The 14,209-nt window shown below is 59.1% G+C and carries 10 protein-coding genes; 4 read left to right on the plus strand and 6 right to left on the minus strand.

Going from position 1 to position 14,209, the window contains the following annotated elements:
• Nucleotide 1: 1 nt before the first annotated feature.
• From Q0887_RS07570 to Q0887_RS07590, 5 genes are read right to left on the minus strand one after another with little or no spacing between them, the layout of a single operon-like run.
• Entirely contained in the window at nt 2-511 is a 510-nt protein-coding gene (locus Q0887_RS07570) for a sarcosine oxidase subunit gamma family protein (RefSeq protein ID WP_299193678.1), read from the minus strand.
• Nucleotides 504-3,365, minus strand: coding sequence for a glycine cleavage T C-terminal barrel domain-containing protein (locus Q0887_RS07575; protein ID WP_299193680.1), 2,862 nt, complete (start codon nt 3,363-3,365; stop codon nt 504-506). The genes Q0887_RS07570 and Q0887_RS07575 overlap by 8 nt, the downstream gene beginning before the upstream one ends.
• Complete coding sequence (locus tag Q0887_RS07580) at nt 3,362-3,649, minus strand: sarcosine oxidase subunit delta (protein ID WP_299193682.1); 288 nt, start codon at nt 3,647-3,649, stop codon at nt 3,362-3,364. The genes Q0887_RS07575 and Q0887_RS07580 overlap by 4 nt, the downstream gene beginning before the upstream one ends.
• 15 nt (nt 3,650-3,664) lie before the next feature.
• Nucleotides 3,665-4,918 carry a sarcosine oxidase subunit beta family protein gene (locus Q0887_RS07585; RefSeq protein WP_299193684.1) on the minus strand — a complete coding sequence of 418 codons (1,254 nt, stop codon included), beginning with the start codon at nt 4,916-4,918 and terminating at the stop codon, nt 3,665-3,667.
• Nucleotides 4,919-4,922: 4 nt separating this feature from the next.
• Entirely contained in the window at nt 4,923-7,430 is a 2,508-nt protein-coding gene (locus Q0887_RS07590; RefSeq protein WP_299193685.1) for an FAD-dependent oxidoreductase, read from the minus strand.
• A gap of 321 nt (nt 7,431-7,751) precedes the next feature.
• On the opposite strand from Q0887_RS07590, the gene folD reads away from it, so the two are divergent.
• Complete coding sequence (gene folD, locus Q0887_RS07595) at nt 7,752-8,636, plus strand: bifunctional methylenetetrahydrofolate dehydrogenase/methenyltetrahydrofolate cyclohydrolase FolD (RefSeq protein WP_299193687.1); 885 nt, start codon at nt 7,752-7,754, stop codon at nt 8,634-8,636.
• On the plus strand, nt 8,633-8,989 hold the full coding sequence (locus Q0887_RS07600) for a dihydroneopterin aldolase (protein WP_299193689.1): 357 nt from the start codon (nt 8,633-8,635) through the stop codon (nt 8,987-8,989). Before folD ends, Q0887_RS07600 begins: the two co-directional genes overlap by 4 nt.
• An 85-nt stretch (nt 8,990-9,074) precedes the next feature.
• On the opposite strand, the gene Q0887_RS07605 is transcribed toward Q0887_RS07600, so the two are convergent.
• On the minus strand, nt 9,075-11,294 hold the full coding sequence (locus tag Q0887_RS07605) for a TonB-dependent receptor (RefSeq protein ID WP_299195282.1): 2,220 nt from the start codon (nt 11,292-11,294) through the stop codon (nt 9,075-9,077).
• 177 nt (nt 11,295-11,471) lie between these two features.
• Here Q0887_RS07605 and Q0887_RS07610 point away from each other — a divergent pair, with 177 nt between their 5' ends.
• Together Q0887_RS07610 and Q0887_RS07615 are read left to right on the plus strand one after the other, a co-directional pair.
• Nucleotides 11,472-13,403, plus strand: coding sequence for a DUF3604 domain-containing protein (locus Q0887_RS07610; RefSeq protein ID WP_299193690.1), 1,932 nt, complete (start codon nt 11,472-11,474; stop codon nt 13,401-13,403).
• Between the two features lie 30 nt (nt 13,404-13,433).
• Nucleotides 13,434-14,072: a TetR/AcrR family transcriptional regulator gene (locus Q0887_RS07615; protein ID WP_299193692.1), complete on the plus strand. Its 639-nt coding sequence runs from the start codon at nt 13,434-13,436 to the stop codon at nt 14,070-14,072.
• The last annotated feature ends 137 nt before the right edge of the window (nt 14,073-14,209 follow it).

The raw sequence follows: 14,209 nt of genomic DNA on the forward strand, positions 1-14,209 counted from the left end.
GCTAGCCTTCGCTCGCGCACTTCACCAAAGTGCCCCACACGAACTCGGCAAAACTGCGCCAGACTTCGACCACAAAACGGGTCTCGGTTTCGCGAATAAGCAGGATTTCCACCCCGTCAAAAATGGTCCGTTTGCCGTTTCCAACCGGGAAATTCGCAAGGTCCAGAGGATTTGCACCCTGCAATACCTGAACTGCGGAAGCGCCCTCGACCACAATCGCAATCTGGCGCTCGGACACATCGGTAATGCTGACAGGCGCGCCCTCACCCAAGGCCAGCGGCGTATTGCCTGGCAAGCGCAAGAGCCACTCATCCGGCCCGAGCATCAACGCATCGTCGCTGATCGCACCAATTTCAGATGGCAGTTTACGGCCTATGGCCTTTTCAAGCAGTGACGCATCGCGCGCGCGCAGCGAATAGCGCGCCATTGGCGGTGCAAGCGCGATTGTGACGTTCGCAAAAGTGGCCGGTTCGATCGGCACCGGCTCGGTCCGCAGGGGTAAGTCAGCCATCGAGGCGCTCCCCTTTCTGATCATAGAAGACCATGCCGCTCACTGTGGCTCTGATCGTCTTGTCGGGCATCGGAATATGCAAGGTCTCGCCCATCTTGTCATGGCCGCCAGCAACCATCGCAATTGCAATCGAACGTCCCAATGTCTCGCTCCAATAACTGGAGGTGACATGGCCGAGCATGGTCATCGGCACTGGCTGGTTCGGGTCAGCAACAATTTGCGCGCCTTCCTCCAGCACTTCGGCTGGATCTTCGGTCAGCAATCCAACCAGTTGTTTACGGCCCGGCGCGACGATGTCAGGCCGCGAAAGGCTACGCATACCGACGAAATCGGTCTTCTTCTTGCCAATTGCCCAATTGAGCGCGGCATCCATCGGCGTGATCGTGCCGTCAGTGTCCTGCCCGACGATGATATAGCCCTTCTCCGCGCGCAGCACATGCATCGTCTCGGTGCCATAGGCGGTGATCGAGTGCTGTTGGCCGGCCTCCCACAACACTTCCCACAGCGCGCGGCCATAGGCGGCAGGCACATTGATCTCGAACCCGAGTTCACCGGTGAAGCTAACACGGAACAGCCGCGTGGGAATGCCGCAGATCGTGCCCTCGCGCACCGCCATGTGGGGGAAGGCTTCGGCCGACAGATCGATCCCTTTCACAAAGGGTTCGATCAGCGCGCGCGCCTTTGGTCCCTGGAGCGCAATCACCGCCCATTGCTCGGTCGTGCTGGTCAGCCAGACGTCGAGATCGGGCCATTCGGTCTGGAGGTAATCCTCCATCATGTTGAGCACGCGTGGCGCGCCGCCTGTAGTGGTGGTCAAGTGAAAGCGGTCATCGGCTAGCCGCGCAGAGACGCCGTCATCGGTGATGAAGCCGTCTTCTTTCAGCAATAGACCATAGCGGCAGCGACCCGGTTCCAGCATCTTCCACGGATTGGTGTACATGCGGTTGAGGAACTCGGCAGCATCTGGTCCGACGACTTCGATCTTGCCCAAGGTCGAGGCATCGAAAATACCCACATGCTCGCGCACAGCCACGCATTCGCGGTTCACCGCTGCGTGCATGTCCTCGCCGCCCTTGGGGAAATAGCGCGCGCGCCGCCACTGGGCGACCGGTTCAAACACCGCGCCCTGCTCCTCTGCCCAACCATCAATATTGGTCTTACGCGTCGGCTGGAACAGCGCATCCTTCGCATGCCCCGCCATCGCGCCGAATGTTTGCGGCGTGTAAGGCGGACGGAAGGTGGTTAGGCCGATCTGCGGGATCGGACGGTCGAGCGCGCTGGAAGCAAGCTGCAGTCCGTTGAGATTGCTGGTCTTGCCCTGATCGGTCGCCATTCCGGTGGTGGTGTAGCGCTTGATATGCTCGATCGACTTGAAGCCTTCGCGCACCGCCAGATCGATGTCCTTGGCGGTTACATCGTTCTGGAAATCGACAAAGGCCTTGATCGCGGCCGGGTCTTTGGGTGTTGGCAAGCGGTCGATATTGATCCCGCTGCCGAAATCCCATTTGCCTGCACATGCACCGACACAGCGGACCTTTTCATGGGGTTTGGCAGGGAGATAAGCACCCCACTTGTCATCCCATGTAATACTGCCCTTCGAATGCGACCAGAGATGGATGCTGGGCGTCCATCCGCCCGCCATCAGCAAAGCATCGCAGAAAATGGTGCGCGGCATCTGTCCGCCGCCCGGTGCCACAAGAACTGCACGTAGCGCCTTGCGCCCGCTTGCTCCGATGACGCTAGCGCCAAGCATCGTTTCAATCGCGCGTGATGATGCTTCTTCAATCAACGCCGGATCAATCTCGCTCCGCAGATCGATAATGGCGGCGATTGTCACGCCAGCATCGTGCAATGCAAACACATCGCGCCAGCCGCTATCATGGCAGGCCATCAGAGCGACTTTGTGCCCAACGGCCACGCCGTATCGGTGGAGGTAGGTGGTTGCAGCGCTCGCCAGCATGACGCCCGGCGTATCGTTGCCTTCGAACACCAATGGCCGTTCGATCGCGCCTTGTGCAAGGATCACCTCGCCAGCGCGGATGCGCCACAATTTCTCGCGCGGGCCATCGCCCGTTTCCGGCAAGTGATCGGTAAGGCGCTCTACCGCTGTGATAAAGTTGTCGTGATAATATCCCAGCGCCGTCGTGCGGGTGAAAATGCGCAAGTTCGCCGCCGCTTTTAGATCGCGCACGCTGGTTTCCAGCCATGGCCACAGCTTCGGATCGCTAAGTGCGCCGCCGCCCAGCTCGTCCTGCTCGTCCACCACAATCACGCGCTTGCCGGTCGCGCTGGCTTCGAGCGCGCGGTCAATTCCGGCAGGTCCAGCGCCGATAATCAGCACATCGCAATGCAGATAGGCGGCAGAGTAGTGATCGGGATCAGGCAGTTCGGGCGCATCGCCCAGACCCGCCATATTGCGGATCGAGGGTTCATACAGCCTTTCCCAAAAGCTGCGCGGCCACATGAAGGTCTTGTTGTAAAAGCCCGCCGGGAAAAAGCGGCCCAGCCGGTCATTGATCGACCCGATATCGGTTTTGAGCGAGGGCCAGCGGTTCTGGCTGCGCGCATCCAACCCTTCGTAAATCTCGATACCTGTCGCCCGTAGATTGGGCGTGAAGCGGCCCGGGCCGCGGTCAACCGAAGCAAGCGCATTGGCCTCTTCGGTCCCCGCTGACATTACCCCGCGCGGGCGGTGATATTTGAAGCTGCGACCAAACAGCATTTCGCCATCAGCAAGCAATGCACTCGCCAAGGTGTCGCCTGCAAAACCGTTACGGGTCTTGCCATCCCATTGGAAACTGACTGGGCGCGAACGGTCGACCCGTCCCAGCCCTTCGATGCGCCAGCCGCTCATTTCGCCGGCTCCTTAGGACGCGGCTCTCCAGCCTTGTAGGTCACTTCGAACCTGTCGCTCACCGTATCACGCACGGCGTTGAAGAAGCGTCCGCAGCCAAAGCTGTGGCGCCAGCGCTCGTGATGGCGCCCGCGCGGATTGTCGCGGATAAACAGATACTTCTCCCATTCCTCATCGGAAAGAGCCGAAGGTTCCAGCGGGCGCGCAATATGCGCCTCACCAGCATAGGTGAACTCGACCTCGGGAAGGTCCTGTTCGCAATAGGGGCAGCGGATCAGCAACATGTCAGCACGCCCCCATCAATGCGCCACAGCCGCAGCGGCGGCCTCGTCGATAAGGCGGCCATTGCGGAACCGTTCGAGCGTGAAAGGCGCGTTGATCCGGTGCGGTTCGTCCTTGGCGATGGTCCATGCCAGCATGTCCGCCGCGCCCGGCGTCGCCTTGAAACCGCCAGTGCCCCAGCCGCAATTCACATAGAGCCCTTTCACTGGCGTCTTACCAAGGATTGCCGAACGATCCGGCGTGACATCGACCGTGCCTGCCCAACTCCTGAGCATTCGCATCCGGCGGAATATCGGGAAAATCTCGCAGATCGCGGCAATGTTGTGTTCGATAATGTGCGAGGCGCCGCGCTGCGAATAGCTGACATATTGGTCGGTGCCCGCGCCGATCACCAACTCGCCCTTGTCCGACTGGCTCATATAGGCATGGACCGTGTTCGACATGACCACACAGGGGAACACCGGCTTGACCGGCTCGCTGACCAGCGCCTGTAGCGGGAAGCTTTCCAGCGGGAAGTCGAGCCCGGCCATCTTCATGATCAGCGAGGAATTGCCCGCCGCCGAAACGCCAATCTTCTTTGCGCCGATAAAGCCGCGCTCGGTCTCGACGCCTTCGACCGCACCATCCGCCCCGCGGCGGATGCCGGTGACGGCGCAGTTCTGTATGATATCCACTCCGAGAGCAGCTGCCGCGCGCGCATAGCCCCAGGCTACACTATCGTGCCGCGCGGTCCCGCCGCGCCTCTGCAAGGCGGCCCCGAGCACAGGATAGCGCGCACCGGGTTCGATCGAGAGCGGCGGGCAATATTCCTTGGCTTCTTCCGGCGTCAGCCACTCATTGTCGACACCGTTAAGGCGGTTGGCGTGGATATGCCGCTTGAAGCTCTGCACATCATGGACGTTGTGCGCGAGCATCATGACGCCGCGCTTGGAATACATGACGTTGTAATTGAGATCCTGGCTCAATCCATCCCACAGTTTGACCGCGTGATCGTAGAGATGCGCGCTCTCATCATAGAGGTAGTTCGACCGGATGATCGTCGTGTTCCTGCCGGTATTACCACCGCCGAGCCAGCCTTTTTCGATCACCGCGACATTGGTGATGCCGTGCTTCTTCGCAAGGTAATAGGCCGCGCCCAGCCCATGCCCGCCCGCACCGACGATTACGACGTCGTATTGCTTTTTGGGCGCAGCATCGGGCCATTGCTCGGGCCACGTCTTGTGGTGGCCGAGCGCTTTTGCGAACAGGGAGAGAGCGCTGAATTTCACCATCGGATCAGGCGCGCAACGCCTCGTTCTCGGGGTCGAAGGGACTGTCCTCGATGACCACCGCCTTGTAGCGCTTGCCGAGGATTGCGATTTCGAGCTGGGTGCCGACTTCCGCCAGATCTGGGCGGACCATCGAAAGCGCCAGGCTTTTGCCGACCCGCCAGCCATACCCGCCCGAAGTCACGCGCCCGACGAGCTCCTCGCCAAGATAGATCGCCTCGGACCCACGCGCGTCGGCGTCGGTCACATCCATGACTTCCATCGTTACCAGCGTGTTCTTGAGACCTGCAGCCTGCCGCTCCAGCAGCCGTTCCTTACCGTGATAATGCGGCTTCTTCTTCGAAATGAAGCGATCAAGACCGCTTTCATGCGCCGAATATTCGATCGAAAGCTCGCGCGGGATCAGCTTGTAACTCTTTTCCATCGCCATCAGAGTCATCGCGCGAATGCCGAAGGGCTTGATGTCAAACTCGGCACCGGCTTCCATCAGCTGATCGAAGATATAGTTCTGCATCTCGATCGGGTGATGGATTTCCCAGCCCAGCTCGCCGATGAAATTGACCCGCAGCGCGTCGACCGGCGCTGTACCGATGCTGATCTTCTGACCTGTGAGCCACGGGAAGCCCTCATTCGAAAGGTCTGCACGCGTCACTTTGGACAGCACGTCGCGCGCCCTTGGTCCGGCCAGAACCAGCACGCCCATGCTGGTCGTCAGCCGCTCGAACGTCACCGACCCGTCGGTTGGCATCGCCTTTTTGAGATAGTCATGATCGTGCCGTTCATAGGCGCCCGCTGAAACGAGATAGAATTCCTGCGGTCCCGTTTTGTAGACGGTGAACTCGCTGCGCACGCCGCCTTCGCTGGTGAGCAGATAGGAAAGGCAAAGTCGCCCGATAGTCTTAGGCACGAAATTGGTGAGCAGCCCGCCCAGCCACTCGGCTGCGCCGGGACCAGCGATGCGGCATTTGGCAAAGGGCGACATATCCTGAATGCCGACTTTGCTTGTGACGTGCTTCACTTCGTTGCCGACATGCTCGAAATAGTTCGAGCGGCGGAAAGACCATTTTTCGCGGATCGGCTCGCCGTCGACGACAGGGTGGTTGTGGTTGAGCAGGACGTCGGGCCGGTCAAGCTCCGCATCGCCCAGTTCATAGCCTTGCGGCGCAAACCAGTTGGGCCGCTCCCAGCCGAAGACATTGCCGAAGACCGCGCCCAGATCCTTCATCCGGTCGTAGCACGGCGTGCGGCGCAGACCGCGTGCGGCCTCGCGCTCCTCATCCGGATAGTGAACGGTGAAGACCTTGGCATAGGCCTCTTCGTTCTTTTCGATCAGATAGCCCTCGCCCGCATAACCGCCAAAGCGGCGCGGATCGACGCCCATCATGTCGATGGTCGGCTCGCCGTCGACGATCCAGTGCGCCAGCTGCCAGCCAGCACCGCCCGCTGCGGTGATACCAAAGCTGTGGCCTTCATTGAGCCAGAAGTTCTTACGGTCCCATGCCGGTCCGATGATCGGCGAGCCATCGGGCGTGTAGGCAATCGCGCCGTTATAGACCTTTTTGACCCCGACCTCGCCAAAGGCAGGGACACGGTCGATCGCCGACTCGATATGCGGCATCAGCCGGTCCAGATCGTCAGGGAACAGTTCGTATTCGCTATTGGCAGCAGGACCATCGACATAGCAGGCAGGCGCGCCGACTTCGTAGGGGCCAAGCAGCAAGCCGCCAGCCTCCTCGCGCATGTACCACGATGAATCGCTTTCACGCAGCACGCCCATCTCGGGCAGGCCTTTTGCGCGCCGCTCCATAATCAGCGGGTGTTGTTCAGTGACGAAATATTGGTGCTCAACCGGGATAACCGGGATGTCGAGCCCGACCATCTGGCCGGTCTGCCGCGCGAAATTGCCGCTGCATGAGACCACATGCTCACAGGTGATGTCGCCCTTGTCGGTCGAAACCACCCACTCGCCATTGGCTTTCTGCGTAATGCCGGTGACGGTGGTGTTGCGATGGATTGTCGCACCGCGCTGGCGCGCACCCTTGGCCAGCGCCTGAGTAAGATCGGCGGGCTGGATATAACCATCATCGGGATGGCGGATCGCACCGATAATGTCGTGCGTTTCACACAAAGGCCAGATTTCCTTGACCTCCTCCGGCGTGAGAAAGTCGACATCTACGCCGATCGTTTTCGCCACGCCTGCATAATAGTGATATTCGTCCATCCGGTCCTGCGTCTTGGCAAGGCGGATGTTCGACACGCGTGAAAAGCCGACATTCAGATCGGTTTCCGCTTCAAGGCTGGGATAGAGATCGACCGAATATTGGTGGATCTTGCCGACCGAATAGGAAAGATTGAACAGCGGTAGCAAGCCGGCAGCATGCCAGGTTGAACCGCTGGTCAATTCCTTGCGCTCGATCAGCGTCACGTCAGACCATCCGAGCTTGGCGAGGTGGTAGAGCGTGCTTACGCCGACCACTCCGCCCCCGATAACGACCACACGTGCGCTTGTTGTCATGTTCACTGGCAATAATCCGTCCCAATGCCGGGGAGCCCGGCGCAGGCTTCCTATGCCTGCCTCAACACCCGGTCTGCAATGCGCACGAGCTGCATTCCCCAGACTAATGATGGGAATAAGTGTAGGCGAAATTTCCGCCCTTCCAGTCCTGAAACTGGCGGAATTCCTCGCTTTATGGAGCACCGGTAGGACAGCATCATCTGGCTCACTTATCGTAGATTGCTGCGGAAGGCCGAGTCCGCTGCATGCGGCGATTGCAAAGCTGCAAGCCGCTCTGCATCAGGCGCGCCGGATCAACGGGAGCCTGGCAATCGCGGGCAAATGGGAGAACCCGGTTTGGCGCAATTGATCGATGGCCGTGCCTTGGCGCGACAACTCGACGAGGAAACCCGCAAGGGCGTGAGCGACCGAGTCGCGCTCGGGTTGGCCGTGCCGGGCCTCGCGGTGGTGCTGGTCGGGCAAGATCCCGCGAGCGAGGTCTATGTCGCGCACAAGATCAAGGCCTGCGCGCGCGTCGGCATCACCAGTTACGAGCATCGCTTGCCGGCCGAGACCTCGCAGGACGCATTGCTCACGCTGATTGCAAGGCTCAATATCGACAGCACGGTCCACGGCATTCTGGTGCAGGTCCCCCTGCCGGCGCATATCGATGCGGCGGTGATTCTGGGCGCGATTAATCCGGCCAAGGATGTGGACGGCTTCCACCCCGTCAATGTCGGGCGGCTCTCGACCGGCACAGGGGGGCTGGTGCCGTGCACGCCGCTGGGCGTGATGCGGATGCTCGATACGATTGTCGACGATCTGACCGGAATGAACGCCGTGGTGATCGGCAAGTCGAACATTGTTGGCAAGCCTATCGCCATGCTCCTGCTCGAACGCGAGGCAACGGTCACAGTCACCCACATCGAAACACGCGGCTTGCCCGAGATTGCGCGGCAGGCGGACATCATCATCGCTGCTGCCGGCGCTCCGCGATTGGTCCGCGGTTTCTGGGTCAAGGAAGGCGCAATCCTGATTGATGTCGGCATCACGCGGCTGGCGCGCGACGGCGGCAGGGAACAGCTTGTCGGCGATATCGCCTTCGATGAAGTCCAGCACGCCAAAGCCGTAACCCCTGTACCGGGCGGCGTCGGCCCCATGACAATAGCCTGCCTGTTGTCCAACACTCTCAAAGCAGCGCAAAATGCGGAAGGCCAACTCCCATGACTGACACCGTCTGCCGCACCCATGTTCGGGTGCGCGATTACCCTGTTCTTGCTGATATCGGCATTAATCCGGACGAGGTAGGGCGGCGCCAGCCGCTGGTCGTGAGCGTCGAGGTGGAAGTGGTCGCGCCTGCAATCACCGAAATCGGCGAAACCGTAGACTATCGGCGGATCGTGGCCGCGATAGACGAGCTCGCGCTGATCCATATCCCGCTGATCGAGACCTTTGCGCACCAGCTGGCCGAAAAATGCCTCGCTATGGGCGATGTCGCTGCCGCTGAGATTTCCATCGACAAACCGTTCGCCATCACGCGCGGCATGGCCGGGACGAAGGTTACGCTCAGCCGGGATTGAGCGCCGCATTGGAAAAGAAAAAGGGCCGCCTTTCGGCGGCCCAGAGCGGGGACTCGAGAAAGCCGAGTCCCCAGTTGGAGAGCGCTTAGAATTCGAAGCCTAATGTCGCACCATACTGCCTCGGCGGCACGCCGCTTGCGAATGTGAATAGGCCAGCAACCGGCAAGGTCCCGCCAATACCGCGCTCATCGAGCAGATTGCGACCGAACACTCTGACATAGGCCGACGTCGTGGCGCCAAGGTCAAAGCTGAATGTGGCTGCGGCGGACAGATCAGCCAGCGAGGGGTGAACACCGCGCGGATCATTTACACCGAATTGCCCCGGAGCTGGAACGATAGTCGTCTGGTAAGAGCTGGTCGTAGCAAGCCTTGTGTTGAGCGCCAGCTCGGCCGAATTGCCAATCGGCACACGGTAATCCGCAGCAACCGAGAATGTGACATCCGGAGTACGGCGCAGCTGGCGGCTCGAAGCGTCCTCGCCCGGATCCTGAACCCCATCCAGATTAAGGTCGATGAAGAAATTGTCGTATTCAGCATCGAGCAGACCGATTGACGATGTGATCGTGAACCCGTCTAGCAGCTCCACCCTCAGATCGGCTTCCAGCCCCTTGATGGTCGCACTCGCGGCATTCCGGGTGACGGTTTCTTGCGGGTTTGGAGATCCGGGAGGTGTGGCCTGAACCACTTCTTCCTGTTTGTCATTATACTGCGAATAGAACGCGGCGATGTTGAGAATGCCGTCTCCGCCGAGGAAAGTGAACTTGGCACCCGCTTCGTAGGAATCGACAGTCTCCGGCTCAAACGAAGTCTGGACCGAGGTCTGTGTGATCCCCCGACCATTGAAGCCGCCCGAACGATAGCCGCGCGAATAAGAGCCATAGACCAGCAGATCATCGCTGACGCTGTAGTCAAGGCTAATGCGCGGGGTGAACTGGCTCCAATCGTCATCGTTGCTGAGATCGATCCCGTTCACAACGAAGCGGCGATAGTTCTTCTCATCGATCGAGTAACGACCGCCAAGACTCAGGCGCAGCCTGTCAGTCAGATCAAAGTCGAAGTCAGCAAAGGCTGCATAACTCTTGGTCTCGTGATCGGTCCCGTTGCTGCTCGTTGCACCGCCGGGCAGGATCGTGGTCGAGTCCAACTGATATTCGTTCGCGAAATAGTAGATGCCAAGGACTCCGCTGATCGAATCCGTGAAATCGCCCGCGAGCCGCAGTTCCTGGCTGAATTGCCGGTAATCCTGCGTGCGATCGGTTTGAAAGAATGGGATCGACGTGCCGTCGAAGTCCTGCGTCTGGCGCTCGCTTGAATCCCTCAATGCGGTGATCGAGGTCAGGGTCATACCTCCGAAATCGTAATTCACCTGAGCGGAAAACGCATCTTCGCTGTAGTCGATATCGCCCAGAAAATTCCCGAAAACGGTATAAAGATCATCTTCGAGATCGCGGTTGCACTGCTCGGGGATCACAGCGCCGAAAAGCCTGCAAATGAGATCGGTGTCGTTTGAGACCGAGGATACTGGCGGGTCACCTCCGAGCTTCGTGTGCTCGGCAGTAATCAGAATTTCGAGCTCGGGCGTCGGCTCGATCAGGAGCGTTCCGCCAAAGTTGGTGTTGGTATTCTCGCCTGCATCTACGCCGAGCGTGACGTTGTCGTAGAACCCGTCAAATGAGCGGTCATAGCCCCACAGCTTGAGCCCAAACACTTCGCCGTCGCCGATATTGAGCACCGCATTGTATTCTTCACGACCGAAATTGCCCATGGTGGCTTCTGCTTTCAGTCCGAACTCTTTGGTCGGGCGCGAGCGGCGGATGTTGATCACACCGCCGATTGTGTTGCGTCCAAACAGAGTGCCTTGTGGGCCGCGCAGCACTTCCACTTGTTCGAAATCGAACGCGTTCGTCAGCTGGCCGGTATTCGTGCCGATAAAGACACCGTCAATGACGACGCCGACTGTCGGCTCAAAGCTTTTCTCGATGTCCTGAAAGCTGACGCCGCGGATCGAGATTGCGCCGCCGCCCGGTCCCGCACCGACTGGGTCGATCACAACGTTTGGCGCAAGCGTTTCTACGTCTTCGATTGTCAGCGCGCCTTGCGCACCGAGTTGCTCGGTGTTGATCACAGTAACGGCCAGCGGCACGTCCTGAACGGATTCGTCGCCTCTGAGGCGGCCGGTAACGACGATAACAGGGCTATCATCAGAAGACGCCGCCTCGTCACCTGCTCCATCCTGAGCAATTGCAGGGGCAGCAGGAAGCAGAAATGCCGCTCCGACAGCCAAGAGTGACACTTGTGACTTCATCTTACTCACTGCGCGCATATTCCCCTCCCAAGGAAGCGACCCTAACTGATCGCGTTTGCTTTTTATTGAATGGTGATTAATTTAATGGGCCTGAGACACCATTCGCAAAAGTGTCAGGCGGCGGAAGTGAAGGCCACTTTTCAAATCGGCCAGGATTCGCTGCAAGGGAGGGACAAGATGCCGAAAGCCAACGGAAAATTGAGCCAATTTACAGCGGGAAGAACGCGCTTTCTCAGAACTGGTGCGTGCGTCTTCGCAGTATTTGCTGCGCCCTTTTCCCTTGCGGGGTGCAGCTCGGACCCGGTTGAGGACGTCGCCTATGAATCAGCCAAAGACGTTCCTCTGACAGAATATCCCGAGCGGGTTTACTGGGGCGACCTCCACCTCCACACGCTCTATTCCTTCGACAGCTACAATTTCGGCAACAAAACGCTCGGCCCAGACGAAGCTTACCGCTTCGCAAAAGGTGAGCCGATTGAGGCGCACACCGGCGACATTGCCCGGCTTTCCGCGCCGCTCGATTTCCTGATGATCTCCGACCATGCCGAATATACCGGTGTCTTTCTGGGCATCGAAAACGGCAATCCAGATATTGTCGACACTGCTTTGGGCCGCGCCTGGGCGGCGATGGAATCGTCCGGCGACACCGTTGGCCCCATGGACGAGGTTGTCACGTCGCTGCGTGAAGGTAGGGCCGAGCGCGATCCGCCAGAAGCGTTCAAGCGCACAATCTGGTCAGAGCTCGTCGAAGCTGCCGAGCGGCACTATGAACCGGGCAGGTTTACGACTTTCGCCGGGTATGAATGGACCTCTATGCCCGGCGGCGGCAACCAGCACAGGGTCGTCGTCTTCAAGGACGGTATGGACAAGACCTTGCAGACCATTCCGTTCTCCGCAGCGGACGGAAACAATCCGATGCAATTGTGGGACTATCTGCAACGTTACGAGCAATCGACCGGCGGCGAAGTGATGGCGATTGCGCATAATGGCAATATCTCGAACGGCAATATGTTCGGCGACATCCAGGTCGACGGCCAGCCATTCGACGAGGCCTATGTCACCGCTCGCGCCCGGTGGGAGCCGCTCTATGAGATGACACAGGTTAAAGGTGACAGCGAAGCGCACCCGCTGCTCTCTCCAACCGACGAATTCGCCGATTTCGAAACCTGGGACCAGACCAATATCTCGATGGAGGAGCGCCCCGAAGACGTCGATGCGCGCCGCGCGATCTTTGCCAATGAGTATGCAAGGGAAGCCTTGAAGCAGGGGCTGGATCTGCAGGCCCGCTTTGGCGTCAATCCCTATCAATTCGGACTGATCGGCAGCACCGATTCACACACCGGCCTCGCAACAGCCGACGACGATAATTTCTGGGGCAAATTCGTAGAATCAGAACCCGGCCCCGACAGGATCAGTTCAAAGATGGGCGGCCGCTTGTGGGACAATTGGCGGCTCACTTCCTCAGGCTATATAGGAGCGTGGGCACGCGGAAATACTCGCGAGGAACTGTTCGCCGCGTTCAAGCGCCGTGAAGTCTATGCAACAACCGGCCCCCGTATCAGTTTGCGGTTTTTTGCAGGCTGGGACTTCACGCAATCGGATGCCTCAATCGATGGATTGGCCGAGGCTGGATATGATCGCGGCGTCCCGATGGGATCAATCATAACTGGCGACGGCGATGCACCAAGCTTTCTTGTCTATGCTTTGAAAGACCCCAATGGCGCACATCTTGACCGCGTCCAGGTGATCAAGGGTTGGCGCGATGCCGCAGGCGAGTTGCATGAGAAGATCTACAACGTCGCTTTTGCAGGCGACCGCATCGTCGATCCAGCCGATGGAGGGATCGATCCAATCGGTTCGACCGTCAACCTCTCAGATGCGACTTATACAAACGACATTGGCGAGCCTCAGCTTTCGACTGTCTGGAAAGACCCTGACTTCGACCCCACTGTCCCGTCGTTCTACTATGTCAGAGTGATAGAGATCCCGACGCCGCGCTGGACGCTCTATGACGCGGTCCGCTTCGGTGTTACTCCGCCAAGCGAGGTGCCGCTGATTACACAGGAGCGCGCATACAGCTCACCAATCTGGTACCAGCCACAAGGTTAAGCGGTGCGGTGCACAAACTGAAGAAGGTCGATGACGGCAAAGGTCAAGGACAGTCATGACAAGCCGAAGCGTGGCCGCCCCGCCGGCGGCGACGCGAGGAAGACCCGTTCGCGCATAATCGCCGCCGCTGCGAAGTGCTTTAACTCGCGCGAATATTCGGAAACCAGTATCGAGCAAATAGCCGCCGAGGCGGGGCTGACCGGACCGGCGATCTACGCGCATTTCAAGTCAAAAGACGACCTGTTCATCAAGACCGCCAAGGCTTTCATCCAGCGCGGGCATCGGATCATGTCCGAAGCGGCTTCGCAGCCTGGGAGCTGGGATGAGAGGCTGGCCCGTGTGATCGATGCACAACGCGCAGTGCAGGAAGAGGTCCAGACTTTCCCGCTCATCTACAGCGTCGTGCAGGCGCGAATGGTTCGTTTTCCCGAACGCTACAGCGAGGTGATCAAACTGCGGCAGGAATACTCCGAAATATTCACTTCGATTGCGCAGCAAGCCATTGATGAGCGCGCCCTGCCGAAGACTGCCGACGCACAGATAACCGGCGAATTGCTCATGGCATTCACTTCAAATTCGATCGGCATTGTGCGTCATTATCACAATGAAGATGGCGATCTCGACAAGATCCTCCACGCGGTGAAAGCACTGCTTGCAATTCAGTCTTAATCCAGGAGCGCTTTCTTGGTTCGCAAGTTTTAGGCCAGAACATGCTTTTTCGGAAGAAATCTCTCGATGCAGCATTCTGCGTTCGATGCGACAGAAGGACCCGCGAATGGCGCTGCGCTATGGGATAATCCAACTTC

This window comes from uncultured Erythrobacter sp., from assembly GCF_947492365.1.
Lineage (GTDB): Bacteria > Pseudomonadota > Alphaproteobacteria > Sphingomonadales > Sphingomonadaceae > Erythrobacter.